Origin of the sequence: Agromyces aureus, assembly GCF_001660485.1 — a bacterium.
Taxonomy (GTDB): domain Bacteria; phylum Actinomycetota; class Actinomycetes; order Actinomycetales; family Microbacteriaceae; genus Agromyces; species Agromyces aureus.
This window is the reverse complement of the sequence record NZ_CP013979.1, coordinates 1,134,060-1,160,124: the sequence shown is the minus strand read 5'-3', so window position 1 is coordinate 1,160,124 and position 26,065 is coordinate 1,134,060. Positions and strand designations below refer to the sequence as shown.

Below are 26,065 nucleotides of genomic sequence, written 5' to 3'. Positions count from 1 at the left end.
GACCAGGAGGACCCATGGCTGATGGCGGCCCCCAGAGCCGGCGATCGACGCCGGCCACCCTGCACGACGTCGCCCGCGAGGCAGGCGTCTCGCTCGCCACGGCGTCCCGGTCGCTGAACGGAAGCGCCCGCAAGGTCAACGAGGAGTACCGCGACCGCGTCCTCGCCGCGGCCGCGAAGCTCGCCTACACGCCGAACCTCTCCGCGCAGGCCGTCGCCCGCGGTACCTCGACCACGGTGGCCCTCCTCGTCGCCGACATCGCCGACCCGTACTTCTCGTCGATCGCCGCCGGCGTCGTCGGCGCGGCGGGCGACGACCGGCTCATCGTCACCATGGCCGAGACGAAGCGCGACGCCGAACGCGAGCTCGAACTCGTGCGCGCGATGCGCGGACAGCGCCCCCGCGTCATGATCCTCTCGGGGTCGCGCATCATCGGCGACCCGAACGCCGTGGCACTCGAGGCCGAGCTCACCGCCTACGAGCAGACCGGCGGTCGCGCCGTCTTCATCAGCGAGAGCGACCTGCCGTTCCGCACCCTGCCGCTCGCGAACCGGGCCGGCGCACGCGACCTCGCCGTCGAGCTGCAGTCCCTCGGCTACCGCCGCTTCGCCGCACTGACCGGTCCCGAGTCGCTGCGCACCGCGCACGACCGCATCGCCGGGTTCTCCGAGGGCCTCGCCGCTTCGGGCGGGCTCCTGCCCGACGACCGGCTCGTGCGCAGCGCGTTCACCCGCGACGGCGGCTACGACGGCATGCGCCGGCTCCTCGAGGCCGGCATCGGCGACACCCAGGTCGTCTTCGCCCTCAACGACGTCATGGCCATGGGCGCGATGTCCGCGATCCGCGACGCGGGGCTCGAACCCGGCCGCGACCTCGCCGTCGCCGGCTTCGACGACATCCCGACCGTGCGCGACGTGACGCCACGCCTCACGAGCGTGCGCATGCCGCTCGAGCGCATCGGCGAGCAGGCGCTGCGCCTGGCGCTCGACGACGAAGCGGATGCCGCATCCGCTCGTGCCGCCTCAGCGGATGTCTCGACCGAGGTCGTCATCCGCGAAAGCACGCCGCGCCTCGGGGCCTAGCCGCCCGGCCGGCTCACCGGCTCCTCACCTCCCTGTGCGGATGCCTCCGCGCCCACTCTCCCCCGCCGCGCCCTGGCCCGCCGACTTACCCATTCCGCCCCGCCGCGCCGTTTCGCCTGGTTGCCGGACGATCGAGTCGCCACGCCGGGCGGCGCCGCGCGGCGTCGGCGCGGCGTCGGCGCGGCGTCGGCGCGGCGCCGCGCGGCGTCGGCGCGGCGCCCGATTCGTCCTGCGAATCGGGGATGCGTGTCGACCGTCCCAACTGCCGATACGCGACGAACGGCCCGTCGATCGGCCGGAACAGACCGGCCCTTGCGCGATGCGAACCTCGTATGGCACACTCGGGTAAACGCTTTCCCAGTGCAGGGAGCGGCTCGTCCGCCTCCTGCCCCGTCGAACAGGAATCACCGTGGCAGACACCGCAGCCCCCGCAGGCACCGAAGCCTCCGCACCCGCCTCAGCCGCCGCGCCCCAAAGCATCGGCATCATCATGAACGGCGTCTCGGGCCGCATGGGCTACCGCCAGCACCTCGTGCGCTCGATCCTCGCGATCCGCGAGCAGGGCGGCGTGCTCCTCGCCGACGGCGAGACCCGCGTGCAGGTCGAGCCGATCCTCGTGGGTCGCAGCGAGAAGAAGCTCGCCGACCTCGCCGCCAAGCACGGCATCGAGCACTACACGACCGACCTCGATGAGGCACTGGCCGACGACCGCTGGCAGATCTACGCCGACTTCCTCGTGACGAAGGCGCGTGCAGTCGCGATCAAGAAGGCCATCGCGGCCGGCAAGGCGATCTACACCGAGAAGCCGACCGCCGAGTCGTTCGAGGAGGCGCTCGAGCTCGCGCGCCTCGCCGACGAGGCCGGCATCAAGAACGGCGTCGTGCACGACAAGCTCTACCTCCCGGGCCTGCAGAAGCTCAAGCGCCTCATCGACTCCGGCTTCTTCGGCCGCATCCTGAGCGTGCGCGGCGAGTTCGGCTACTGGGTCTTCGAGGGCGACTGGCAGCCCGCCCAGCGCCCGAGCTGGAACTACCGCTCCGAGGACGGCGGCGGCATCATCGTCGACATGTTCCCGCACTGGAACTACGTGCTCGAGAACCTGTTCGGCCGCGTCGAGTCGGTCTACGCGAAGGCCGTGACCGAGATCCCCGAGCGCGTCGACGAGCGCGGCGAGGCCTACCCGGCCACGGCCGACGACGCCGCCTACGCGATCTTCGAGCTCGAAGGCGGCGTGGTCGCCCAGCTCAACTCCAGCTGGACCACGCGCGTCAACCGCGACGAGCTCGTCGAGTTCCAGGTCGACGGCACGCACGGCTCGGCCGTCGTCGGCCTGTTCGGCTGCAAGATCCAGCCGCGCAACGCGACCCCCAAGCCCGTGTGGAACCCCGACCTCGCCGACGACCACGACTACGCCGGCGACTGGATCGAGAGCCCCGGCAACCGCGAGTTCGAGAACGGATTCAAGACGCAGTGGGAGGAGTTCATCCGCCACGTCGTCGAAGACGCCCCGAACGAGTTCGACTTCCTCGCGGGCGCGCGCGGCGTGCTGCTCGCCGAGCAGGGCCTCGCCTCCAGCCGCGAGGGTCGCCGCATCGAGCTCCCGGTCGTCACGCTCGGCTCGGACCTGAGCACCGCGGATGTCGCAGCCGACGTCGCGACGACTGAGGCTCCCGCGTTCGCCGGGGCCCGCTGACCATGACCACGCTCACCCTGCTCGACCCCGACGGCGGACTGCGCGCCGCCGACCTCGTCGAGGCGCCCACGTTCGCCCGCCCGCGGCATCCGCTCACGAGCCGGGTCGCGTACGCGGCCGCGCACGTCGTGCCGAAGGCGCACGCCGACAACACCCCGGGGCAGCCGGCCGAGATCGACTGGGACGCGACGCTCGCGTTCCGGCACCACGTGTGGTCATGGGGTCTCGGCGTGGCCGATGCGATGGACACGGCGCAGCGCAACATGGGGCTCGACGCGGCGGCCACGCGCGAGTTGATCTCGCGCAGTGCGGCCGAGGCGGCCTCCGTCGGCGGCAGGCTCGTCGTGGGCGTCAACACCGACCACGTCGACGACGAGCAGCTGACGCTCGACGAGGTGATCGACGCCTACAAGCAGCAGCTGCACCTCACCGAGGACGCGGGCGCCGGCGTCGTGCTGATGGCGAGCCGCCACCTCGCGCGCGCGGCCCGCAACGCCGACGACTACCGCCGCGTGTACCGAGAGGTGCTCGCCGCGGCGGGTGCGCCGGTCGTGCTGCACTGGCTCGGCACAGCCTTCGATCCGGCGCTGGCCGGGTACTTCGGCTCCGACGACACGGATGCCGCGGCCGAGACGCTGCTGCAGGTCATCGAGTACAACCGCGACAAGGTGCAGGGCGTGAAGATGAGCCTGCTCGACGCCGAGGCCGAGATCGCCGTGCGGCGACGCCTGCCCGAGTCGGCGCGCATGTTCACGGGCGACGACTTCCACTACGTGGGCCTCATCGAGGGCGACGAGCAGGGGCACTCCGATGCGCTGCTCGGGGCGTTCTCGTGCCTCGCGCCGAACGCGTCGGCCGCGATCCAGGCGCTCGATCGCGGCGACGTCGATGCATACCGCGCGATCCTCGCCCCGACCGAGCCGCTCTCGCAGCAGGTCTTCGCCGCGCCCACCTACTACTACAAGACGGGCGTCGCGTTCCTGGCGTGGCTCAACGGCCACCAGGCGGCGTTCCAGATGGTGGGCGGCCTCCATGCCGCCCGCAGCCTGCCCCACCTCTCGCGCATCGTCGAGCTCGCGAACGGCTCGGGCGCCCTCGAGCGGCCGGAGCTCGCGGCGGCGCGCTGGCACTCGCTGCTGACGCTGAACGGGGTCGACGTCGTGTCGGCCGCGGGTCCGACCTCTCCCGCCGAGACCTCGACGACGGATGCCGCAGCCGGCCCGGTCGCCGATGACGCCGAGTCGGCGGGGGCCGTCGACGCGGCACCCGTCGACGAGGAGGTGCTCGCATGAGCGCGCACCCCCGCCTGTCGATGAACCAGGCCACGATCAAGTACGCGCCGCTCGACGACGCGCTGCGGGTGACCGCCGAGGGCGGGTACGAGTCGATCGGGCTCTGGCGCGAGCCCGTGCAGGCCGTCGGACTCGACGAGGCCGCGCGCCGCTTCGCGGACTCGGGCCTGCGCCTGTCGACGTACTGCCGCGGCGGCTTCTTCACGATGCCCGAAGGCCAGGCCCGGCGGGCATCCATCGACGACAACCGTCGCGGCATCGACGAGACCGCGACCCTCGCGGCGGCAGGCGCGGCCGGCAGCACGCCCGTGTTCGTGCTCGTCGCGGGCGGCCTGCCCGAGGGATCCACCGATCTCGTCGGCGCCCGCTCGCGCGTGGCCGACGCCCTCGCCGAACTCGCGCCGCACGCGGCATCCGCCGGCGTCACGCTCGCCATCGAACCGCTGCACCCGATGTACGCGTCGGACCGCGCGGTGGTCTCCACGCTCGGACAGGCACTGGACCTCGCCGAGCGGTTCGACCCTGCGGTGGTCGGCGTCACGATCGACACGTTCCACGTCTGGTGGGACCCGGAGGTGCTGCCGCAGATCGCCCGCGCCGGGGCCACCGGTCGCATCGCGACCTACCAGGTGTGCGACTGGAACACGCCGATCGCGGCCGACCCGCTGCTCTCGCGCCACGAGCCCGGCGACGGCGTGATCGACTTCGCGAGCCTCACGGCCGCCGTCGAGGCGACCGGCTACGACCGCGACATCGAGGTCGAGATCTTCAACCAGGAGATCTGGGATGCCGCGTGGCCCGACGTGGTCGCCCGCACCGCCCGCGCGTTCGAGGCGGCCGTCGCGCCGCACCTGCGGGCGTCGGTTCCCGCGTAGCCCGCCTCACCCGTCGGCCGCCTGCCATCCCGGCAGGCGGCCGGCTCGTGCGCCTCGGTCCACTAGGCCGACTGCACTCGGTCGAGCTCGGCGTATCGCCCGCCGGCGGCGATGAGCTCGGCGTGCGAGCCGATCTCGACGATGCGGCCCTGCTCGAGCACGACGATGCGGTCGGCCGAGCGGATCGTCGAGAGCCGGTGCGCGACGACGAGGGTCGTGCGCCCGCGCATGAGGTGCTCGAGCGCGACCTTGATCTTCGCCTCCGACTCGGGGTCGAGGGCGCTCGTCGCCTCGTCGAGCAGCAGCACTCGGGGGTCGCGCACGAGCGCACGCGCGATCGAGAGCCGCTGCCGCTGCCCCCCCGAGAGCCTGGCCCCGCGTTCGCCGACGACCGTGTGCCAGCCGTCGGGCTGGGCGTCGACGACCTCGAGCGCGTTGGCGTCGCGCAGCGCGTCGAGCACGCGGTCGTCGTCGACGTCGCCGAGGCCGTAGACGATGTTCTCGCGGATGCTGCCCTCGAAGAGCACCGACTCCTGCGGCACGACCGACACGAAGCTGCGGAACGTGCGCAGGTCGAGCTCCGCCATGTCGACGCCGTCGAGCAGCACGCGTCCGCTCGTGGGTCGCAGGAACCCGAGCACGAGGTTCAGCAGCGTCGACTTGCCTGATCCGGACGACCCGACGAACGCGATCGTCTCGCCGGCGCGGATGTCGAGGTCGAGGCCCGAGAGCGCGGGCCGGATCGGGCGCGCGCCCGTGTCGCCGCGCCCGCCCGCGGCATCCGATCGCCCGTCGTCGTACCGGTACCCGACCCCCTCGAGCGCGAGGTCGCCGCGCACGTCGGTGACGGGGCGCTTGCCCTCGTTGCGCTCGAGGTCGGGGTCCTGCATGACCTCGCCGATCGAGCGGATCGACTCGGTGCCGCGCGCGATGATCGGCAGCAGCATGAGCAGGTTCGTCGCGGCGCCCGTGAGCAGGGCGAAGTAGGAGCTCAGCAGCACGACCTGGCCTGGCGTGATCGGGATGAGGCCGGTGATCGAGACCCAGGCGGCGAGCACGAGGCATCCGACGCCGAGCAGTTGCAGGCTGACCCATGACAGCGATGCGAAGCGCCCGTTGAGCAGGTCGAGCTGGAACCCGGCGGCCCGAACGCCCTCGGCGCCGTGCGCGACCCGGGTGACGGCGGTCTGCTCGAGGCCGTGCGCGCGCGTGATGGGCAGGAGGGTCGCCATCTCGCCGACGCGCGCCGAGAACTGCTCGACCTCGCGGCGGAACGACGCGTTGCGCATCGCGCTGCGGCGGTTGAGGATGGCGCGGAGCAGCACCGCGAGCGGAATCGCGAGCGCGTAGACGGGCAGGAAGGCCGGCACGTTGATCGCGGTCATCACGACGGCGCCGATGAGCACCATGGTCGCCGAGAGCAGCGGATGCGCGGCCTGTTGGAGCATCACCTCGACGTTCTCGACGTCGCGCACGACCTTGGTCTGCACGACGGCGGAGTTCGCGCGCGAGTGGAAGCCGATCGAGAGCGCCTGCAGCCTGGCGGCGAGCGCGTTGCGCAGGTCGGCGCCGATCTCGCGCACGGCGCCCATGAACAGGCGCGTGTACTGCACGTGGTTCGGGTAGTTCTGGGCGAGCGCGACGACCGCGACGCCGGCCCAGATCCAGAGCGTCGAGACGGGCCCGCCGGCGACGACCACGTCGATGATGGCGGCGGTGATGACGGGCAGCAGCCAGAGCGGCGTGTCCTTGACGGTGAAGAACGCGACGGCCGCGAGCACCTTGCCCCGGTGCAGGTCGAGCAGGCGGAGGATCGAGCGCGCCGGATGCCGTCCGTCGATCGCGTGCTCAATTCGGGAAAGCGCTTGCCCAGTCATGCACCCATTCTGCCCCGAATGCGCGCCCATGGGTACGCTGGGACGATGTTCGATCCTCGCAGCATCCCGGCCGATCACTCGACGATCGAGGCCCTCCGAAGCCGCGGGCTCGAATACCGCCAGGTCGACGCGGCCGACGAGGCCGCCATGCAGGCCTGGGTGCAGGCCGAGACCCGCGGGTTCCACCACGCCAGACCCGAACCGGCCGAACTCAGCCGAGAACTCCGCATCGCCAAGCAGCGCAGCGTGCGCGGGGTCTACGACTCGACCGCGCACGATGCCGCAGTGCCCGTCGCGACCGTCGACGGCTGGCCGTCGGGCCTCAGCGTGCCCGGCGGTCGCAGCGTCGACGCCTGGGCCGTGAGCGCCGTCACCGTCTCCCCCACGCACCGCCGCCGAGGCATCGCCCGCGCACTGCTCGAGGCGCAACTGCGCTACGCCAGCGAGGCGGGCGCCGCCCTCGCGATGCTCACGCTCACCGAGGCCACCATCTACGGGCGCTACGGGTTCGGCCCCGCGGCATCCGCGGCGACGATCAAGGTCGACCGGCGTCGCGTGCACTGGATCGGCCCTGACGCACCCGGCCGCGTGCAGTTCGTCGAACCCGCCGACCTCATCGCCAAGGCGCCCGCCATCGCGCGCCGCGCCGTCGCGCGCACGCCCGGCGAGATCGACCGCTGGCCGGGGCTGCTCGAACGCCACCTCGGGCTGGTCGACCCCGACAGTGCAGCATCGCGGGCCCTGCGCGTGGCCAGGTACGACGACCGGTCCGGCCAGGCGCAGGGGTTCATCGCGTACACGGTCGGGCGAGAGCCGAACCAGCCGGGCGTCGTCGAGTGCGACGTGTTCGTCGCCGCGACCGACGAGGCCGAACGCGCACTCTGGCACTTCCTCGTCGAGCTGGACTTCGTCACCGAGATCCGCGCGCGCCTGCGCAGCGTCGACGAGCCGCTTCCATGGCTGCTCGAAGACCCGCGCGCCACGAGCATGCACGACGTCGTCGACCACCTCTGGCTGCGCGTGCTCGACCCGATCGTGGCGCTCACGGCGCGCGAGTACGGCGCATCGGGCACCCTCACGCTCGAGGTCGCCGACCCGCTCGGGCACGCGGCCGGCACCTACGTGCTCGACGCCTCGGGCGACGGGCACGCCGAGGTGCGCCGCACCGACGATGCCGAGGGGCGAGCGGATGCCGTGGCCGCCGGCTCGCGTTCCGGCCGCCGTTCGCGCGGGCAGACGGCGCACGGCCTCCGGCTCGACGTGCGCGAGCTCGGTGCGATCTACCTGGGCGGTGTTCGACCGTCGGTGCTGGCCAGGGCCGGACGCATCGAGGAGCTGTCGCCCGGGTCGCTCGCCCTCGCCGACCGACTCTTCGCCGCACCGCGCACGCCGCACCTCAGCATCTGGTTCTGAGCGGGCTCCGGCACGCGTCGATCGTCAGCCGCGATCCGAATCCGCGTGCACCCAGGCACGGGCGTCGTGCACGGCCTGACGAACGCCGGCGCCGATCCACTCGGTGCCGCGCACGATGCCGCCGTCACCGAGTTCGGCGGCCAGGCCGGTGAGTTCGAGCTGATCCATGACGCGGTCGTTCGAGACGACGAGCATGAGCCGCGATCCGCGGGCCTCGAGGTCGCGTGCGTAGCGTTTCAGCACCTCGATCGATGAGAACCCGAGCTGGTCGACGCCGCGCAGTCGCAGCGCGACGACCGATCGCGCGGTGCGTTCGTCGACCGTCGGCAGCTGCGACTCGAAGTGCGGTGCGCTCGCGAAGAAGAGGCTGCCGTACGGCTGCAGCACGACGACCTGGTGCACGCCGATGTGGTCGACCGGGTCGACCTCGCGCATGCGACCGTCCTCGACGAGCTCGAGCTGGCGCACACGCACCGCGTTCGACTGGTCGGCGACGAAGAGCACGATGCCGAGGGCGACGCCGACGAGCACCGCGAACTGCAGCGGGATGAGCAGCGTCAGCACGAAGGTGACGGCCATGATCGTGAGCGGGAAGATGCCCGACCTGGCGACCGAGTTGACCCGTGCCGGCTTGATCGCGCCGAACCCGACGACGATGAGCAGCGCCGCGAGGGCGGGCATCGCGACGTAGCCGACGAGTCCGGAGAAGAGCAGCAGGGTCAACGCCATGACGGTGCCCGCGACGAACAGCGCGAGCCGCGTCTTCGCTCCGCCGGCGACGATGAGCCCGGTGCCCGACATCGAGCCGCCGACCGGCATGCCCTGGAAGACCCCGGCGACGAGGTTGCCCGCTCCCTGGCCGAGGAAGTTGCGCGAGGGCGGAACGGGGCGTCCGTCGGGGTTCGGGAACGCGGCGGCGACCGCGGCGCCCTGCACGAGCCCGACGAATGCCAGCGACACGGCCGGCACGAGCAGGAAGAGCACGTCGTCGAACGACGGCGCGACGGGGGCGGGCAGCCCGCCCGGCACGTCGACGAGGTCGTCGAGCACCGCGACGGAGGCGCCGAACCAGGTGTCGAACGCTGCCGCGAGCGCCGATCCGAGCACGATGGCGACGACGAGTCCGAGTGCCCGCAGCCTCGTGCGCTGCAGCACGATGATGAGCGCCACGGTCACGAACCCGACGAGCGTGGTTGGCAGGTCGATGCGCCAGAGGTGCAGGAGCAGGTCGAAGGTGCGCGTGACCCGATTCGCGCCCTCGGCGGCGTACCCGGTGAAGTTGGCGAGCTGGCCGAGGATGATGTTGACCCCGACCGCGGTGATGAAGCCGGTCATGACGGCCGTGGGCACGAATCGCAGCAGGCGTCCGCCGTTCAGCAATCCGGCGATGATCATCACGACGCCCGTCATCAGGGCGAGGGTCGAGAGCGCCCGGTCGGGGTCGGCCCGGGTCTCGAGGCCGCTGTCGGCGACGATGAGCGACATCGCGCCGGTGGCCTGCACGGCCATGAACATGCTCCCGGTCGCGAATGCGGCCCCGACCATGCCGAACAGGTAGGCGTAGAGGCCCGCGAGCGGGTTGACGCCCGCCAGCAGCCCCGCGGCCAGTCCGTCGGGCACGGCTTCGAGGCCGAGCACGACGCCCGACGAGACGTCCGCCTTCAGCGTCCGCCGGTCGAACAGCACCCGCACCGGACGAATCGCACGCCCAAAGCGGCTCCGGAATCCGGAACCGCCGCTGCGGGACTCGCCCGCCTGCCCGGGGTCATCCGGGATCGGGTCGTCAGTGGGCATCCTGCCTCGGGAAGATCACCTTCTCGACGATGATGATGAGCGAGGCGGCCACGGGGATCGCGACGAGGGCGCCGAGCACGCCGCCGAGGGTTCCGCCGGCGACGGCCGCGATGACCACGAGCGCGCCGGGCACGGCCACCGCGCGGTTCATGATGCGCGGGCTCAGCACGTACGCCTCGACCTGCATGTAGATCAGGTAGTAGATGATCGCCGCGAGCGCGGTCACCGGCGATGCGGCGAGACACACGAGCGAGATGATCACGGCGCCCGTGAGCGTTCCGACGAGCGGCACGAGCGAGAGCAGGAACGCGATGAAGGCGAGCAGGATGGGTGCCGGCGCGCCGATGATCGTCAGGTAGATGAGGCTCAGCACGCCGTTGACGGCGCCGAGGCTGAATTGCCCGATCACGTAGCGACCGACCGAACCGGTGATCTCCTCGGTCACCTCGCGGTACTTGCCACGCGAGCTGGCCGGAACGAACTTGGTCGAATAGCGCTTCATCGAGTCGAGCGAGGCGAGGAAGTACAGGGTGAGGATCAGCACGATCGTCGCGCCGGTGAACCCGCCCGCGATGCCGACGCCGACCGCGAGGATGCCGCCGCCGAGCGCGCCGAGGTTCGCGGGGTCGGCGAGCCAGTCGCCGGCCGAGGCGATCGCGTCGTCGATCGCGTGGTCGCCGCCGCCGAGCTGGTTCAGCCACGCCACGAAGTCGCTGTTCAGCACGTTGTCGCGGATGTCGTCCCAGTTCTCGACGATGATCTTCGTCTGCGAGACCACGATGGGCACGATCGTCGCGATGAGCCCCACGAAGATGCCGATGACCGCGGCGAACACGATGAGGATCGCGGCCCACCGCGGCAGCTTGCGCCGCTGCAGCCAACTGACCACGGGATCGAGGCCGAGCGCGAGGAAGAGCGCGAGCGCGACGTAGAGGAGGACGGTGCCGAGCTCCGAGACGATGCCGCCGAGCAGGATGGCGAGCAGGACGCCGAGCGCACCGACGAAGCCGATGCGGAACGACCGGATCTTCACCTCGGGCGCAGTCGACGTGCTGTCGGTCGTGATCTGGGCTGCCGGCGGAAGCTGGCGCGGCCGTGCTCGTCTCCACATGAGAGCGACGCTACGCGTCGGCGCGGCCTCAGGAAAGGGTGCCGCGCCGAAAGCCATCTCACTAACTTGGTTAGCGACTCTGGTGGTATCATCCGGTTCCTCCCCAACGCGATCAGGCCGGAGCTCCACCGCGATCGGGCCGGAACCCTCGCCCGGCCCCGAGGTCGGCTGCACCGAACCGGGAATGAATCCCGGGCCGACGCGTTGCCCTCTGATGTGCCGGCTGAACCGCGCCCGCACGCGAGGAGGAACGTGACCGACCAGGCAGCCGTTGGGTTCCGCTCCGAGCGGGGCCCGGTGCTCATCGCCCTCATGCTCTCGACCGCGCTCGTCGCGATCGAGTCGACGATCCTCGCCACCGCGGTGCCCTCGATCGTCGCCGACCTCGGCGGGTTCGCGCAGTTCCCGTGGCTGTTCTCGATCTTCCTGCTCGCGCAGGCCGTCTCGGTACCCGTCTACGCGAAGCTGGCCGACACGGTGGGCCGCAAGCCGATCATGCTCGTGGGCATCGGCACGTTCCTCGTGGGCTCGATCCTCGCGGGCTTCGCGTGGGACATGACCTCGCTCATCGTGTTCCGCGCGATCCAGGGCCTCGGCGCCGGCGCCGTGCTCCCCGTGTCGATCACCATCACGGGCGACCTCTACTCGGTGCGCGAGCGAGCCCGCGTGCAGGGCTACATCGCGAGCGTCTGGGCCGCGTCATCCGTCATCGGTCCGTCGCTCGGCGGGCTGTTCGCCGAGTACGCGTCGTGGCGGTGGATCTTCTTCGTCAACATCCCGCTGTGCCTCATCGCGGCCTGGATGCTGATCCGCAACTACCACGAGAAGGTCGAGCGCCAGCGGCACCGCATCGACATCGGGGGCGCCCTCGTGCTCACCGTCGGGCTCACGCTGCTCATCCTCGCGGTGCTCGAGGGCGGCCAGGCGTGGGCGTGGAACTCCTGGCAGAGCATCGGCGCGTTCGCGCTCGCGGCCGTGCTGCTCGCCGTGTTCGTGCTCATCGAGCGGCGAGCGGCCGAGCCCGTGCTGCCGCTCTGGCTGTTCTCGAGACGCCTGCTGCTCACGACCTCGCTCATCTCGTTCGGCGTCGGCGCGGTGCTCATCGGGCTGACCTCCTACGTGCCGACGTTCCTCGAGCTGTCGGCGGGCGCCTCGCCGCTCGTATCGGGACTCTCGGTCGCCGCGCTGACGCTCGGGTGGCCGATCTCGGCCTCGCAGTCCGGCAAGCTGTTCCTCCGCATCGGGTTCCGCAACACGGCGTTCATCGGGCTCGGCATCGCCCTCGTCGGCACGGTCGGCCTCGTCGCGGCGAGCCTCGTGCCGAACCCGGTCACGAGCGCGCTCGCGTGCTTCATCGTCGGCCTGGGCCTCGGCCTGGTCGCCTCCCCCACGCTCATCGCCGCGCAGTCGTCGGTGGCCTGGTCGGATCGCGGCGTGGTCACGGGCGCGAACATGTTCCTGCGCTCGATGGGCAGCGCCGTCGGCGTCGCCGTGTTCGGCGCGGTCGCGAACGGCGTCATCGACCGGTCGGGACTCGGCGCGCAGTCCGGGGCCGCGATCCAGGCGGCGACGACGACGGTGTTCATCGGGGTCGTCATCGCGACCGTGGCGACCGTCGCGGGCGCCGTCGCGATGCCGCGCGTCGGCGTCGACGACGTCGAGCACCGTCCCGACGAGGTCAGCGCAGCGCCGTCGGAGGCGTGACCTCGGGGTCGTGCGCGCGAATCAACCGTTCGCGCCGGTCCCCGAGGTTCGTCGATCTCGTGGATCGGCGCGTCGGCCGCTCAGAACCCGGCGCCGAGCGTGTTCGTGTAGATCCAGGGCAGGCGGTCCATGATCAGCCGATGCTGGTTTCCGTGCGCATCGGGACCCTCGTCGGGCACGGCGTGCACGCCCGCGTGCTCGGCGTCGGAGTCGAACGCCTCGTCCTCCTGCCAGATCACGGCCGTGCGATCGTCGTTGTACCGCGAGATGTAGGGCGTGATCTCGCCGCTGCCGAGTTCGGCGAGGGCCTCGTCGACGGATGCCGCGTCAGTCAGCCCGTGCACCGTCACCCAGGTCGGCGGCCACAGGGTCATCGCGCCGACGGCATGCCGTTCGAGCACGTCGATCGGGCGCAGCCACTCGGCCCTGACGACCTCGTCGGGTGCGAGCCGGAGCTCGCCCTCCGGCACGCGCGCGGCGAAGAACCAGGTGCGCAGGCGCTTCGGGGATCCGGCGGGCGGGGTCCAGTGCGCGAACGGCACGAGCTCGTTCGGGGCGAGCACGAGGCCGACCTCCTCGAGCGTCTCGCGCACGGCGGCCCGACGTGCGGCGGCCTCGTCGTCGAGCGAGCCGCCCGCCGCATCCGCCTCGTCGACGGCGCCGCCGGGGAACACCCAGGCATCGGCGAACGATCCTCGGTGCGGACGCTCCGCGAGGAGCACCTCGACCCCCCGTTCGCCGTCTCGCAGGAGGACGACGGTCGCGGCCGAGCCGTCGACCGTGTCGCGCATGAGTGCGTCGAGCTCGCCGGACATGCCCTCCAGCGTAGGACCGCGCGCGCGAAACCGCATCCGTCGAGCCGTCGTCGAGGCCGCATCATGCCGTCGACCATGCGCCCGTCGAGCGCGGCCCCACCGGGCCGCGCGTACACTTCGGGCATGGCCGACCCCCTGCCCCACCGCGTTCGCCGCGGCATCCGCCCCACGCCGGTCTCGGGGCTGGCCTCGGTGCTGCTCGCGCCGAACCCCGGACCCATGACGCTCGACGGCACGAACTCCTACGTGCTGCGGGCGCCGGGTGCGAGCGGCGCCGTGGTCGTGGACCCGGGCCCGCTCGATGACGGGCACCTCGAGCGCCTCGCCGCTCTCGGCCCGATCGAACTGGTGCTGCTCACGCACCACCATGCCGACCACCGTGACGGTCTCGCCCGCTTCGCCGAACTCGTCGGCGCCCCGGCGCGGGCGGTGGACCCGAGGTACTGCATCGGCGCCGAGCCGCTCGCCGACGGTGAACGCATCGAGGCCGCAGGGCTCGCGATCGACGTGCTGCTGACTCCCGGTCACACGGCGGACTCGGCGTGCTTCGTGCTCGCCGACGATTCGCCGCACGGCTCGGTGCTGACCGGCGACACCATCCTGGGGCGCGGCACGACGATCATCGCCGATCCCGATGGAGCGCTCGGCCCCTACCTCGCCTCACTCGAGCGGCTGCGCGCCATCGGCCGTGCTTCGGGTGGCCGGGTGGCCGTGCTGCCGGGTCACGGGCCGGTGCTGCGCGACCTCGCCGAAATCTGCGACGAGTACCTCGCGCATCGCGCCGAGCGCCTCGCCCAGGTGCGTTCGGTGCTGGCCGCGCTGGGTCTCGAGGTCGCAGACCCGGCCACGGTCGCGCGCGTGGTCGACACGGTCTACGCCGAGACGGATGCCGCGGTCAGGCCGGCCGCCGAGGCATCCGTTCGCGCCCAGCTGGCGTACCTGCGCGAGCACGGCTGAGCACGACCGCGGCCGGACACGACGGAGCCCGGCGTGCCGAAGCGCGCCGGGCCCGAAGTCGAGTGACGTGTCGGTCAGGAGGACACCGAGTAGGTCAGGCAGTCGGCGTCGTCGGACGAACCCGCGCCGATGCGCACCGACGGCGCGGTGCACTCGAGCGAGCTGTTGTGCACGCACTCGGAGCGCTGGCAGGCGCCGACGTGGGTGATGACCTTGTCGAGGCCTCCGCGGGTGCCGAGCGGGATGAACGTGGCGCACTCGGCGTCGCCGACGGCTCCGGCGATCGTGACGGCCGCGGCGTGGCAGTGGGAGTGGTCGTTGTACGAACAGCCGCTCACCGAACACTCGGAGACGGCGGGCAGTTCATCGAGGGTCATGCTCATGGTGGCCTCCACGTTGCTCGGCTGGGTATCGAGATGCTACGCCCGCGCACCGCGCATCCGCCATGAAGTAGAGCCGCTTTTCCCCAGATCAAGCTCGGTTTTCTTTTTAGGCGAGCCTCACCTATCCGGATGCCGCGGGCGGCCGGATCCCGCTCGTCGGGCCTTTACCCGGGCGGCCGGGAGCGCCAGAATGGGAGCACGATCTCGAAGGAGTGCGCCATGTCGACTGAAGCCGTGATCTGGTCGGTGTTCGCCGTCATCGCCACCGTGGGCGGCATCGGACTGCTCGCCTCGCTCCTCGCGCTGATCCGCGCGCCGCGCTGAGCGCGGCTCGCTCGCCAGCAGGTTCAGTGCTTGCGGGGCGACGTCGACCACAGCGCGAGCGCGACGAGCAGCGGCTGGAAGAACAGGCGCACGAACCGCGAACGATCGGTCGTGAGGCCGAACGCATCGCGGCGCTCGCGCCACTGCGCGAGGTTGCCCGGGAAGACCGCGACGAAGAACGCCGCGACGATCCAGCCGATGCGACGCCGCTCCTTGGGCAGCACGATGAGCGCCTTGCCGAGCGCGACCTCGACCACGCCGGAGGCGACGACCACGCCGTCGGGGTCCATCGGCACCCAGGTCGGCACCTGTGCGCGGAACTCCTTGCGAGCCCAGAACAGGTGGCTCACCCCCGCGAAGACGAGGCCGCCGGCCAGGAGCCAGCGGGCGATGCTGCGAGGAACCGTCGAGGTGCGTACGTCTGAGCTCATGCTCCGACGCTAGGGGCACGAGTCGGGCGTGTCACCCCCTTGCGTCCGAGCCGTGTCCATCGCGACGTGCGTTCCCCGCCATCGACGTCACGGCGGACTCGGGGCCGGGTTACGCTGGCGGAGCCGCGCACGTCGTTGCCGCGGCATCCCACCCCTGCGCATTCCGGAGGCCACCGTGCACGATTCGACGACCGCGACGCCCGCGCTGCACCCCGAGACGCGGCTCATCATCGCCGGGCGTCCGCCGCACGTGCCAGACCAGCCGATGAACGTGCCCGTGCACCTCACGTCGACCTACGTCGCGGGCGGCGACCTCGAGTACGCGCGATACGGAAACCCGTCGTGGACCGCGTTCGAGGAGGCGCTCGGCGGACTCGAGGGCGGCCGCGCCGTCGCCTTCGCCTCCGGCATGGCCGCGATCACGGCGGTGCTCGACCTGGTGCCGGTCGGCGGAATCGTCGTCGCCCCCCGCCACTCGTACACGGGCACGGTCGCGCAACTCGACCAGCTCGCCGTGAACGGTCGCCTCGCCGTCGTCTACGTCGACATCAGCGACACGGCGGCCGTCACCGCGACGCTCGACGGAGCGGCACTCGTCTGGATCGAGTCACCCACGAACCCCGCGCTCGAGCTCGCCGAGATCCCCGCGCTCGTCGCCGCGGCCCACGAGCGCGGCGCCCTGGTCGCAGTCGACAACACGTTCGCGACGCCGCTGCTGCAGCGTCCGCTCGAGTCGGGCGCCGACCTCGTCGTGCACTCGGCCACGAAGTACATCTCGGGCCACAGCGACGTGCTCATGGGCGCCGTGGTCGCGGCATCCGACGAACTCGTCGAGAAGATCACGGCGTACCGTTCGCTGTTCGGCGCGATCCCCGGCCCGTTCGAGACCTACCTCGCGTTGCGCGGGCTGCGCACCCTGCCCGTGCGCCTCGAGCGCGCGCAGGCCACGGCCGCCGAGCTCGCCGCGCGCCTGCACGACCACCCCGCGCTCGAGGAGGTGCGCTACCCGTGCTTCGGCGCCATCATCTCGATCGTCCTCCGCGGAGGCAAGGAGCCCGCCGACCGGCTCGTGCAGGGCACGGCCCTGTGGGTGCACGCGACGAGCCTCGGCGGCGTCGAGTCGACCTTCGAGCGCCGCCGCCGCTGGCAGCTCGAACAGCCGACGATCCCCGACGGCCTCGTGCGCCTCTCGGTCGGCCTCGAGCACGTCGACGACCTGCACCGCGACCTCGTGCAGGCGCTCGACGCGCTCGACGCGTAGCCGACCGCCGGTCGAGGAGGCGCGCCAGCGCCGTCTCGAGACCCGGCCGCGAAAACGCCCCGCCCCGCCTCAGCCTTCAACCGTCGCCCCTTCGCCGGCGACCGTCGCGAGGTGCCGCTCCCGCATGGCGAGGAACAGCGGGAAGGTGAAGGTGAACGCCGTCACGAGCGAGCCCACGACGTAGAGCCAGCTGAACCGCATGCCGAGCCGGCGCGCCTCGACGACGATGAGGATGCTGCCGGCCACCGCGACGCCCAACAGGTCGACCGTGAGCGACGAGACCGCCGGCCCGTTCGCGAACCAGGCGGCGAGGAAGTCGACCATCTGCACGGCGGCGAGCACGTTGAACGCCATCGCGCCGACCAGGCCGGCCACGCTGATGACGAGGTAGGTGATCGCGAGCGGAGTCCAGGCGCGTCTCATGCCACCCAGTCTGGTGCCGTGCCGGTCAGCGCGCGAGCAGCCAGTCGAGCGCGTCGGGCACGACGCCCAGCACCGAGACGTGCCCGTCGTCGAGGCGCATCCAGAGCGTCGCCTCCGGCAGGTGCGCGAGGTTCCACGAGGCGTGCGTGCGCGGCACGACGCGATCGCCCTCGCCCTGCACGACGAGCACCGGCACGGCGATCTCGCCGAGCTCGAACCCCCACGGCTTCGCGAAGGCCACGTCGTCGTCGATGAGGCCGTCGTCGCCCCACCGGGCGGCACGCCCGACATCCGCCCCGAGATCCGACCAGGCGCCGTCGAGCGCCGCGAAGTCGACCGGCAGGAACTGCTCGGGGTCGAACTCGTCGGTCTCGGCGTAGCGCGCACGGGCGGCGCGGCCCTCGCGCGCGGCGCGCAGCCCGCCCGGCGCGCGCATGCCCGCGAACCAGTCGAAGCGTTCGGTGAACGGTGCGAGGCCCGCGAGGGTGACGACCGCGGTCACGCGGTCCGGATGCCGCGCCGCGCCGGCGAGCGCATGGGGTCCGCCGCCCGACGCCCCCATGGCGTGGAACGTGTCGACGCCGAACGCGTCGGCCACCGCCACGGCGTCGTCGGCCGCCGAGCCGACGTCGCGGTCGGGCAGCGGCGACGAGCCTCCGTACGACGGCCGGGCATACGAGATCACGCGGATGCCGCGCGCCGCCGCCGCGGCAACGACCGGCGCCAGCGGGGCCCCGGTCTGGGGCGAGCCGTGGTGCCACATGAGCACCGGGCCGCCCGCGGCATCCGCTCGCCCATCGGGACTCGCAGGCCCGGTCGAGCCCGCCGGGTCGACCGGACCCGTGTCGTAGGCGCGGAGCAGCCGACCGTCGGCAAGCCGGACATCGAGCGACGTCAGCACGTGGATCTCCTCGGGGCGTGGGTCGAAGGGCGAGGAGGGACGGTGTCAAGGCCGCACCTCGAAGTCGGCCCCAGCCTAGGCTGATCGATCATGATCCAACGGTTCCTGCTCGGCGTGCGCACGCTGCTGCGCGGCTTCGGCTTCTGGCGACGTCAGCCGGGTGCGATGCTGCTCGGACTCGTGCCGGCCGCGATCGTCTGGGTGGTCGTGCTCATCGGACTCGTCGCGCTCGGCGTGAGCCTGCCGAGCATCACGGTGTGGGCGACGCCGTTCGCCGCAGGGTGGGTCGAACCGTGGGCGTCGCTCACGCGAACGGCCATCGGCGCGCTCATGCTCGGCGGCGCGATCGTGCTCGCCGCCGTGACGTTCACCGGACTCACGCTCCTCGTCGGCGACCCGTTCTACGAACGCATCTGGCTCGCCGTCGAGCACGACCTCGGCGGCGAGCCGCCCGAGAACGGCGCCGGCATCGGCTTCTGGCGTTCGGCGGGCGATGCGGTCGCGTTCATCGCACTGGGCGTGCTCGTGTCGATCGGCGTGGGCCTGAGCGGGCTCGTCCCGCTCATCGGCGGCGTGCTGGCACCCGTGCTCGGCGTCGTGCTCTCGGGCCGGCTGCTCGCGTGGGAGCTCACGGGGCGCGCGTTCGAGTCGCGCGGCATCTCGTCGGGCGAGCGCCGGGCGCTGCTGCGCTCGCACCGCGCGCGACTGCTCGGCTTCGGCGTGGCGACCCAGCTCTGCTTCATGGTGCCGCTCGGTGCGATCTTCACGATGCCCGCCGCGGTCGCCGGCGCGACGATGCTGGCGCGCGGCGTGCTCGACGAGCGGGCGGTGCGGGCGAAGACCATGACGGATTCGGTTCAGTCGGGCGCGACGCCCTCGTAGAGCAGCACGGGCACCGGCCCGAAGGGCATCGAGCGCACGCGCAGTCGGCGCACGTCGACGCCCGTGAACCCAGCGGACCCGAGCACCGGCTCCGGGTCGCGGTTCCAGTGGCATCCGTGGTCGAGCCAGGTCGTGATCGGCGTCGCGACGTTCTGCACGAGCCGCTTGACGGTGCGGCGCGGTGCGGCGACGTGATCGACGAACACGACCCGCCCGCCCGGCACGAGCACGCGCCGCACCTCGGCGACGGCGGCCGCGACATCCGTCACCGAGCAGAGCACGTAGGTGCCCACGACCGCGTCGACCGAGGCATCGGGCAGCGGGATGCGCTCGGCCGTGGCGTCGAGCGGGGCCGACACATGCCGCCACTCGCGCGCGCGGATCGCCAGCTCGGCGCGGCGCCCGGCGTCGGGCTCGAGACCGGCCCACGAGACCTCCGGATGGAACGCCCCGAAGTTCTCGCCGTCACCGGCCCCGATCTCGAGCACCCGACCGCGCACACGACCGATGAGCTCGCGTTCGAGGTCGTCGAGGTCGTCGTTGCTGATGGGCTCCACGTTCGGCACGATACCCGCCCGCTCCGACGTCGGCACCGCGCATGCCGACGACGGCGCACGCGTCAGCCGCGGACCGTTCCGCCCTTGGCGGCGATGCGCTTCAGCAGCGGCGGCTTCGCGAGCACCCAGGCCACGGCCATCACGACGACGGATGCCGCGAACACCGCGAACCCGAGCCAGTCGTCGGTGTCGCGTGCCGTGTACATCTGGTTGAGCTTGCGTACCGCACCCGTCGTGAGCACGAGCACGACGTGCACGAACACGAACGCGAGGAAGAAGATCATGGTCGGGTAGTGCACGCGACGGGCCAGCTTCTCGGGGAACGCCCGCACGAGCGCGCCCTCGGGCGGCCAGACCGACGAGAGCCGCAGGCCCGTGAGGATCGCGAGCGGCGACGCGATGAACACGATCGCGAAGTACGCGAGCTGCTGCAGCGAGTTGTAGACGACCCAGGAGTTCTCGGTCGGCCAGTCGAGCGACGCGTACTGCAGCGCCGCGGAGATCGCGTTCGGCACGACCGCCCAGTCGGTGGGCACGATGCGCAGCCACTGGCCGGTCGCGAAGAGCAGCACGACGTAGACGACGCCGTTCAGCACCCAGAGCGCGTCGAGCCAGAGGTGGAACCAGAGGAAGATGCCGAGGCGGCGCGGTGCGCGCTTCGTGCGCGGCCAGCGCGTGTTGTCACGCGTGAAGAACCCGGGCGGGCGCTGCTTCGAGCGCAGCTGGAACCCCGTGCGCACGATGAGCAGCAGGAAGAACGAGTTGAGGAAGTGCTGCCAGCCGAGCCAGGCCGGGATGCCGACGGGCGTGCCGGCCGGGGGCTCGACGATGCCCGGATACGTCTCGATGAAGTCGGCGCCGCCCGGCGTGCCGCGCAACCAGCGCGCGACGAGCACGACGACGACCACGGCGATCACCGAGATCAGCGCGGTCCAGCCGACGAGGCGACGTCGTTCGCGCACCCAATCCGCGACGCGGGAGGCCTTCGTGGTGGTCTCGGTCATCGCGCGGTGGAGTCCTTCCGAAGGGGTGGGATGCCTCGACGATAGCGCCGCGACCTGAGCGGTGCGAAGTCGACGCGAAACAGGGTGCCACAGATCCGCAGCGGGTTCAGGCCGAGAGCCCGGCCGCCTGCCGCGCCGCACCGACGAACGCCGGACGCACGCGCTCCCACCCGTCGAGGTAGCCGCCGACCATGGCGGCGTCGCGGAGCAGCACGAGCTGCCCGGCCGCAAGATCGGGGTGCCTCGCTCCGGAGCCGGTGAGCAGCGCCTCGAGCGTGTCGCGGAACCAGGCGCGGTGCTCCCCCACGGCGACGCGCACGCCGCTGTCGGCCTCGGGGTACTCGGCGGCGGCGTTGATGAAGGGGCAGCCGCGCGTGTGCAGTCTGGCGACGTCGTCGGCGAGGCCCTCGATCACGAGTTCGAGCAGCAGCCCTGGGTCGTCGGTCGCCTCGCCGGCACGGGCGAACGCCCCGCGGATCGTCGCATCCTCGACGCCGAGGTAGGCCTCGACGAGGTCCTCCTTGCTCGGGAAGTGCCGGTAGAACGTGGCGCGCGTGACGCCGGCCTCGCCGATGATGCGGTCGACGCCGACGGCGTGGATGCCCTCGCGGTAGAAGAGCTCGGAGGCCGTGGCGAGCAGCTTCTCGCGGGCGACGGAGGTGCCGGTAGCGGTCGTTCGTGTTGCCATGTTGTAAATGATAGAACGATCTTTCTCTTTTTGCTTGACACGGGCTGTGAATCGGGTCTAGCTTGAGATCCATCAGCAAGTAGACCACTCGTTCTACTTACACCGCAGGCAGTTCGAATCAACAGGAGCAGGCATCATGACCACCACCGACAAGACCCCGATCGTCCTCGTCCACGGCCTCTGGATGACCCCCAAGAGCTGGGACACCTGGGCCGAGTACTTCGAGGCCCGTGGCCACCGCGTGATCCGCCCGGGATGGCCGGGCATCGACGACCGTGAGGTCGCCGACATCCGCTCGAACCCCGAAGCGCTCAAGGGCGTCGGGCTCTTCGAGATCGCCGACCACTACGAGCGCATCATCCGCGAACTGCCCGTGAAGCCGATCATCATGGGCCACTCGTTCGGCGGCGTGCTGATCCAGATGCTCGCCGACCGCGACCTCGGCTCCGCCTACGTCGCCGTCACCCCCGGCCAGACCGCGGGCATCACGACGCTGCCGCCGTCGACCCTCCGCACCGGGTTCCCGATCCTTTCCAACCCGTTCGGCAAGAACGGCGCCAAGCCGATCTCGAAGGCCCACTTCCACTTCACGTTCGGCAACGACCTCAGCCGCGAGGCATCCGACGCCCTGTGGGAGCAGTACGCCGTGAACTCCTACAACCGCGTGTTCTTCGAGGGCGTCGCCGCTGCGTTCAACGAGCAGGGCGGCGTCACGCACGTCGACTACGGCAAGACCGACCGCGCTCCCCTGCTCATCATCACGGGCGAGATCGACCACGTCGTGCCGCCGGCCATCGGCAAGGCGATCCTCAAGAAGTACCGCGACTCGGGCAGCCCGTCGCTCGTCGAGTACCGCGAGTACGCCGGTCGCACGCACCGCATCGTCAGCCAGGACGGCTGGCAGGAGGTCGCCGAAGACGCCCTCGCCTGGGCCGAGGCGCACGACACCAACGCCGCGACCGTGTGAGCGGATGCCACGTCGCACCGCTCGCACCGAACCACACGATGCCCGCACCGGCCACGCCGGGGCGGGCATCGGCGCGTCGCCGGCGGCTCCTGCGCTCAGGCGCTTTCGGCCGACTGGTCGGATGAAGGCAGACCCACCCGGTCGGGCACCGACATCGGCACGCGCGGCAGCCAGGCCTGCACCTCGGGCCACGCCCGCCCCGTCGGCAGCCGCCGCAGCAGGGCGGCGAGGGAGGCGTCGGCCGACGGCCACGGGATGACCCGGGTCGGCGACTCCGCGGCGAGCACGCCAAGCCACCAGTGCTTCCACGTCACGGGCAGCCCCTCGGGGTGCAGCACCACGTAGTAGTCGGGCACGCTGATCTCACGCCGCCCCGCGGCATCCATCGCGCGTTCGATCTCGAGTTCGAGAACGCCGAACGTCGACTGGTCGTCGAAGAACTCGACCCACGCTGCCGCGACATGGCCGAGCGGATCGTGATCGTGGACGACGTAGGGAGCCGACGCCGACGCCGACCAGCGGGCCACCTCGTCGTCGCTCGCCTCGGCCAGGCTCGCGGCCTGCACGTTGGCGAAGCGCTCGATCGAGCGGATGGCCTGCGACGCCTCGTCGCCGACCACGACCAGGGTCGTGCTGCCCGGTGCCTCCATTTTCGGAGTCTACGTCTGCGTCTCGGTCCGGCCGCCGACGGCGCGCGAACCGACTCCGAACCGCAACCCGCGCGACGCGGAACGGTTACGCGGCGTGGTTACGCGGCGCGCTCGGCCTCGGCGGCGCGACGCTCGATGGCGACGGCGGCCTCGAGGTAGGGCACGTCGCCGATCGTGCGCACGTGCCAGGCGCCGTTCGCGAACTGCACGACCGACGACGAGAGGTTGTCGAAGCGCGGGTAGTGACGAGCGTCGTGCCCGGAGACGGACGACAGCGTGTGCCGGAGGAAGGCGCCGTGCGCGACCACGAGCACGTGCTGGCCGTCGTGCTCGGCGGCGATGCGATGCATGGCGCGCCGGCCGCGGGCGGCGACGTCGGCGTCGGCCTCCTTGCCCGGGATCACGCGGTCGGGCCAGCGCGTCGCGAGCTCGGCCCCGGTGATGCCCTCGGCCTCGCCGTACTCCTGCTCGAGCAGCTCGTCGTAGGTGCCCGTGAACGGCAGGTCGAGCGCGTCGGCGAGGATCTCCGCGGTCTCGCGCGCCCGCCCGAGCGGCGAGCTCACGACGGCCTCCCAGTACCCTCCGGCGTAGGCGGATGCCGCGGCTCTCGCCTGCGCACGGCCCACGGCGTTCAGCGGGATGTCGGTGCGTCCCTGCAGTCGTCCGGCGAAGTTCCAATCGGTCTGACCGTGGCGGATGAGGGCGAGCATCGTTCCAGCATATGAGCGGGCGGCTGAGCGGATCCTGCGCACCGGCGCGTGTCGGCGGCTACCCGCGCAGGAGCGCGCGCAGCGTCTGGATCGTGTCGGCCTCGGCGGGCGGCTTGTCGTCGCGGTACCGCTTGACCCGGGCGAAGCGCAGGGCGATGCCGCCCGGGTACCGGCTCGAGCGCTGCACGCCGTCGATCGCGATCTCGACGACCGTGACGGGCTCGACGAACACGGTGTTCGCGGTGCGTCGGGTCTCGATCTCGGGGAACCGCGCGGTCTGCCAGCGCAGCAGTTCGTCGGTGAGGCCCTTGAACGTCTTGCCGACCATGACGAACGCACCGGGTTCGCCGAACTCGCCCTCGGGGTCGAGCGCGCCGAGGTGCAGGTTCGACAGCAGGCCCGTGCGGCGGCCCGAACCCCATTCGCACGCGAGCACGACGAGGTCGTAGGTGAGCACGGGCTTCACCTTGATCCAGCTCGCGCCGCGGCGCCCGGCCGCGTAGGGCGCGTCGATCGCCTTGACGACCACGCCCTCCTGGCCGGCGGCGAGCGCGTCGCGCGACACGCGTTCGGCGACCTCGGGGTCGGCGGTGACCTCGCCGGGGATGCGGTGGGTTGGCGCGATGCGCGCCAGTTCGGCGAGGCGGGTCGAGAGCGGCTCATCGAGCAGGTCGCGCCCGTCGACGTGCAGCACGTCGAAGAACCACGGATGCAGCAGCGTCTCGCGCGCGGCATCTGCACCGAAGCGCGACATCGTCTCTTGGAACGGGCGCGGCCCGCCGTCTTCGTCGAGCGCGAGCGTCTCGCCGTCGAGGATCACGTCGTGCACGGGCAGCGCACGCACGACGTCGACGACCTCGGGCAGCCGATGCGACACGTCGGCGAGGTTGCGGGTGAACACGCGCACGTCGTCGCCCCGGCGGTGCACCTGGATGCGTGCGCCGTCGAGCTTGTACTCGACCGAGGCCTCGCCCGTCGTCTCGATCGCGGCGGCGGCGCTCGATGCCGTCGCGGCGAGCATGGGCTGCACCGGTCGACCGACGACGAGCCCGACGGCTTCGAGCTCGTCGGCGGTGCCCGTGAGCGCGAGCAGCGCCGTGGCGCCGAGGTCGCCCTGCAGCATGGCCGCCCGCCGCACGCTCGCGGCCGGGCGGTCGGCGGCCTTGGCGACGGCGTCGGCGAGCACGCCCTCGAGCGCGCCGGTGCGCATCTCGCCGAGCAGCGCCCGCGCGATGAACTCCTGCTCGTGGGCCGTCGCCGCCGCGAGCAGGTCGTGCAGCTCGCGCGTGCGGTCGAGGTTCGACCCGGTGCCGGATGCCGCGGCGAGCCGTTCGAACGCCTCGTCGAGGTCGGCGACGGTCAGCGTCGCCTCGGCCGCCGGCTCGACCGACGCCGTGGCCGACGCGACGCCGCGCCACCCGACGCCGAGGCGCCCCTGGCGCGGCTTGCCGACGAGCAGGCCGACGGCGGGCTCGACCTCGTCGGGCTCGAGCCGGCCGAGCAGGTCGGCGAGCGCGGCGATCTTCGCCAACCGCGAGCGCGTGGCGGTGACGGTCTGGGCGGTGGTGACGAGCTCGGCGAGCAGCACGGGGTCAGTCTTGCACCGACGTCCGACACCGGGCGATGCGGACGAAGCGGCCCGAGCCGGCCCGAGACGCGATCGTCGGCCTGGCCCGCCCGCGACACGCCCCGCGGACGCGGGACTCGCCGGCCGCGGCACACACCACTACTCTTGGCGAACCCGCCCGTGAGGAGTCACATGTCCGACCTTCCCGTCTTCACCGTCGCCGATCTCGAAGCCCAGCCGCAGCTCGACGTCGGCTCCTTCGTCAACGACGACGCGGTCGACCTCGGCGTCTCGGCCATCGAGGTGATCCGCAAGCGGCGTCTCAACCTCGCGGTGCGCATCGTGCTCCGGGGCGACGTCGTCTTCCAGGCGAAGCTGCGCGAGACCGGGCGCGACAACGACGAGTGGCTGGCCGGCAAGGCCGCCGTCGTCGAGCGCTTCGGCGAGCCGTCGCTGCTCGTGCGGCGCCGTCACGAGGAGGCGGGAACGCCGTTCGGCCAGCGCGACGACGTCGACCACGACGTGTATCGGGCGCATGGCGGCTCGCTGCCGATCCGGGTCGAGGGCGAACTCGTCGGCACGATCACGGTGTCCGGCGAACCCGACGTCATCGACCACGAGGTCGCGACCGAGGCCGTGCGCCGCTTCCGCGCCCGCTGACCCCGGGCGCCCGCCACCGGCATCCGCCCCGCGAAGCCCGCACC

25 protein-coding genes are annotated in these 26,065 nt (G+C 71.9%); 11 read left to right on the top strand and 14 right to left on the bottom strand.

All coding sequences use genetic code 11. From position 1 onward, the window contains the following. Positions 1-14: 14 nt before the first annotated feature. From ATC03_RS04970 to ATC03_RS04955, 4 genes are all read left to right on the top strand, one after another. On the top strand, positions 15-1,082 hold the full coding sequence (locus tag ATC03_RS04970) for a LacI family DNA-binding transcriptional regulator (protein WP_067873873.1): 1,068 nt from the start codon (positions 15-17) through the stop codon (positions 1,080-1,082). A 490-nt stretch (positions 1,083-1,572) separates the two neighbouring features. Continuing rightward, a complete protein-coding gene (locus ATC03_RS04965) occupies positions 1,573-2,775 on the top strand; it encodes a Gfo/Idh/MocA family protein (RefSeq protein WP_067881467.1) in 1,203 nt (400 codons plus the stop codon). Between the two features lie 2 nt (positions 2,776-2,777). Further along, positions 2,778-4,067 carry a dihydrodipicolinate synthase family protein gene (locus ATC03_RS04960; RefSeq protein WP_067873869.1) on the top strand — a complete coding sequence of 430 codons (1,290 nt, stop codon included), beginning with the start codon at positions 2,778-2,780 and terminating at the stop codon, positions 4,065-4,067. Next, on the top strand, positions 4,064-4,942 hold the full coding sequence (locus ATC03_RS04955) for a sugar phosphate isomerase/epimerase family protein (protein ID WP_067873866.1): 879 nt from the start codon (positions 4,064-4,066) through the stop codon (positions 4,940-4,942). Before ATC03_RS04960 ends, ATC03_RS04955 begins: the two co-directional genes overlap by 4 nt. 62 nt (positions 4,943-5,004) lie before the next feature. Here the strand turns inward: ATC03_RS04955 and ATC03_RS04950 are convergent, their stop codons facing one another. After that, a complete protein-coding gene (locus tag ATC03_RS04950; protein ID WP_067881464.1) occupies positions 5,005-6,819 on the bottom strand; it encodes an ABC transporter ATP-binding protein in 1,815 nt (604 codons plus the stop codon). Positions 6,820-6,864: 45 nt separating this feature from the next. Between ATC03_RS04950 and ATC03_RS04945 the strand changes: the two genes are divergently transcribed. After that, a complete protein-coding gene (locus ATC03_RS04945) occupies positions 6,865-8,232 on the top strand; it encodes a GNAT family N-acetyltransferase (protein ID WP_067873862.1) in 1,368 nt (455 codons plus the stop codon). A 24-nt stretch (positions 8,233-8,256) separates the two neighbouring features. Here the strand turns inward: ATC03_RS04945 and ATC03_RS04940 are convergent, their stop codons facing one another. Both ATC03_RS04940 and ATC03_RS04935 read right to left on the bottom strand, forming a co-directional pair. After that, positions 8,257-10,026 carry a SulP family inorganic anion transporter gene (locus tag ATC03_RS04940; RefSeq protein WP_084003295.1) on the bottom strand — a complete coding sequence of 590 codons (1,770 nt, stop codon included), beginning with the start codon at positions 10,024-10,026 and terminating at the stop codon, positions 8,257-8,259. Continuing rightward, positions 10,016-11,137, bottom strand: coding sequence for an AI-2E family transporter (locus tag ATC03_RS04935; RefSeq protein WP_084003294.1), 1,122 nt, complete (start codon positions 11,135-11,137; stop codon positions 10,016-10,018). Before ATC03_RS04935 ends, ATC03_RS04940 begins: the two co-directional genes overlap by 11 nt. 252 nt (positions 11,138-11,389) lie before the next feature. On the opposite strand from ATC03_RS04935, the gene ATC03_RS04930 reads away from it, so the two are divergent. Then, positions 11,390-12,841 (top strand): MDR family MFS transporter, encoded by a 1,452-nt coding sequence (locus ATC03_RS04930; protein ID WP_067873855.1) that lies wholly within the window; start codon positions 11,390-11,392, stop codon positions 12,839-12,841. 80 nt (positions 12,842-12,921) lie between these two features. Here ATC03_RS04930 and ATC03_RS04925 read toward each other — a convergent pair whose 3' ends face one another. Beyond that, positions 12,922-13,656 (bottom strand): NUDIX hydrolase, encoded by a 735-nt coding sequence (locus ATC03_RS04925; protein ID WP_067873852.1) that lies wholly within the window; start codon positions 13,654-13,656, stop codon positions 12,922-12,924. A 123-nt stretch (positions 13,657-13,779) separates the two neighbouring features. Here ATC03_RS04925 and ATC03_RS04920 point away from each other — a divergent pair, with 123 nt between their 5' ends. Further along, the gene (locus ATC03_RS04920; RefSeq protein WP_067873849.1) at positions 13,780-14,613 is read left to right on the top strand and encodes an MBL fold metallo-hydrolase; all 834 of its coding nucleotides are present in this window, start codon (positions 13,780-13,782) and stop codon (positions 14,611-14,613) included. A 74-nt stretch (positions 14,614-14,687) separates the two neighbouring features. On the opposite strand, the gene ATC03_RS04915 is transcribed toward ATC03_RS04920, so the two are convergent. After that, positions 14,688-14,996: a DUF1540 domain-containing protein gene (locus ATC03_RS04915; RefSeq protein ID WP_067881458.1), complete on the bottom strand. Its 309-nt coding sequence runs from the start codon at positions 14,994-14,996 to the stop codon at positions 14,688-14,690. Positions 14,997-15,343: 347 nt separating this feature from the next. Beyond that, positions 15,344-15,751 (bottom strand): DoxX family protein, encoded by a 408-nt coding sequence (locus tag ATC03_RS04910; RefSeq protein WP_067873846.1) that lies wholly within the window; start codon positions 15,749-15,751, stop codon positions 15,344-15,346. A 175-nt stretch (positions 15,752-15,926) separates the two neighbouring features. On the opposite strand from ATC03_RS04910, the gene ATC03_RS04905 reads away from it, so the two are divergent. Continuing rightward, positions 15,927-17,012, top strand: coding sequence for a trans-sulfuration enzyme family protein (locus ATC03_RS04905; RefSeq protein WP_227820235.1), 1,086 nt, complete (start codon positions 15,927-15,929; stop codon positions 17,010-17,012). Positions 17,013-17,081: 69 nt separating this feature from the next. On the opposite strand, the gene ATC03_RS04900 is transcribed toward ATC03_RS04905, so the two are convergent. Both ATC03_RS04900 and ATC03_RS04895 read right to left on the bottom strand, forming a co-directional pair. Further along, a complete protein-coding gene (locus ATC03_RS04900; RefSeq protein WP_067873844.1) occupies positions 17,082-17,435 on the bottom strand; it encodes a DUF2834 domain-containing protein in 354 nt (117 codons plus the stop codon). Positions 17,436-17,460: 25 nt separating this feature from the next. Next, positions 17,461-18,336, bottom strand: coding sequence for an alpha/beta fold hydrolase (locus ATC03_RS04895; protein WP_067873841.1), 876 nt, complete (start codon positions 18,334-18,336; stop codon positions 17,461-17,463). A gap of 90 nt (positions 18,337-18,426) precedes the next feature. On the opposite strand from ATC03_RS04895, the gene ATC03_RS04890 reads away from it, so the two are divergent. Further along, positions 18,427-19,218: an EI24 domain-containing protein gene (locus ATC03_RS04890; protein ID WP_067873838.1), complete on the top strand. Its 792-nt coding sequence runs from the start codon at positions 18,427-18,429 to the stop codon at positions 19,216-19,218. On the opposite strand, the gene ATC03_RS20505 is transcribed toward ATC03_RS04890, so the two are convergent. The 3 genes from ATC03_RS20505 to ATC03_RS04875 form a co-directional block, all read right to left on the bottom strand. Continuing rightward, a complete protein-coding gene (locus tag ATC03_RS20505; protein WP_161490314.1) occupies positions 19,194-19,775 on the bottom strand; it encodes a class I SAM-dependent methyltransferase in 582 nt (193 codons plus the stop codon). The genes ATC03_RS04890 and ATC03_RS20505 overlap by 25 nt on opposite strands. Before the next feature lie 62 nt (positions 19,776-19,837). Further along, positions 19,838-20,779, bottom strand: coding sequence for a cytochrome b/b6 domain-containing protein (locus tag ATC03_RS04880; RefSeq protein ID WP_067873835.1), 942 nt, complete (start codon positions 20,777-20,779; stop codon positions 19,838-19,840). Positions 20,780-20,885: 106 nt separating this feature from the next. Beyond that, entirely contained in the window at positions 20,886-21,467 is a 582-nt protein-coding gene (locus tag ATC03_RS04875) for a TetR/AcrR family transcriptional regulator (protein WP_067873833.1), read from the bottom strand. Between the two features lie 136 nt (positions 21,468-21,603). Here ATC03_RS04875 and ATC03_RS04870 point away from each other — a divergent pair, with 136 nt between their 5' ends. Further along, entirely contained in the window at positions 21,604-22,434 is an 831-nt protein-coding gene (locus ATC03_RS04870) for an alpha/beta hydrolase (RefSeq protein WP_067873830.1), read from the top strand. 95 nt (positions 22,435-22,529) lie between these two features. Here the strand turns inward: ATC03_RS04870 and ATC03_RS04865 are convergent, their stop codons facing one another. From ATC03_RS04865 to ATC03_RS04855, 3 genes are all read right to left on the bottom strand, one after another. Further along, the gene (locus ATC03_RS04865; RefSeq protein ID WP_067873827.1) at positions 22,530-23,084 is read right to left on the bottom strand and encodes a hypothetical protein; all 555 of its coding nucleotides are present in this window, start codon (positions 23,082-23,084) and stop codon (positions 22,530-22,532) included. 98 nt (positions 23,085-23,182) lie between these two features. Beyond that, positions 23,183-23,794 (bottom strand): histidine phosphatase family protein, encoded by a 612-nt coding sequence (locus ATC03_RS04860; protein ID WP_067873824.1) that lies wholly within the window; start codon positions 23,792-23,794, stop codon positions 23,183-23,185. A 58-nt stretch (positions 23,795-23,852) separates the two neighbouring features. Further along, the gene (locus ATC03_RS04855; protein ID WP_067873821.1) at positions 23,853-25,382 is read right to left on the bottom strand and encodes an ATP-dependent DNA ligase; all 1,530 of its coding nucleotides are present in this window, start codon (positions 25,380-25,382) and stop codon (positions 23,853-23,855) included. A gap of 171 nt (positions 25,383-25,553) precedes the next feature. Between ATC03_RS04855 and ATC03_RS04850 the strand changes: the two genes are divergently transcribed. After that, the gene (locus ATC03_RS04850) at positions 25,554-26,021 is read left to right on the top strand and encodes a heme-degrading domain-containing protein (protein WP_067873818.1); all 468 of its coding nucleotides are present in this window, start codon (positions 25,554-25,556) and stop codon (positions 26,019-26,021) included. Positions 26,022-26,065 lie beyond the last annotated feature (44 nt).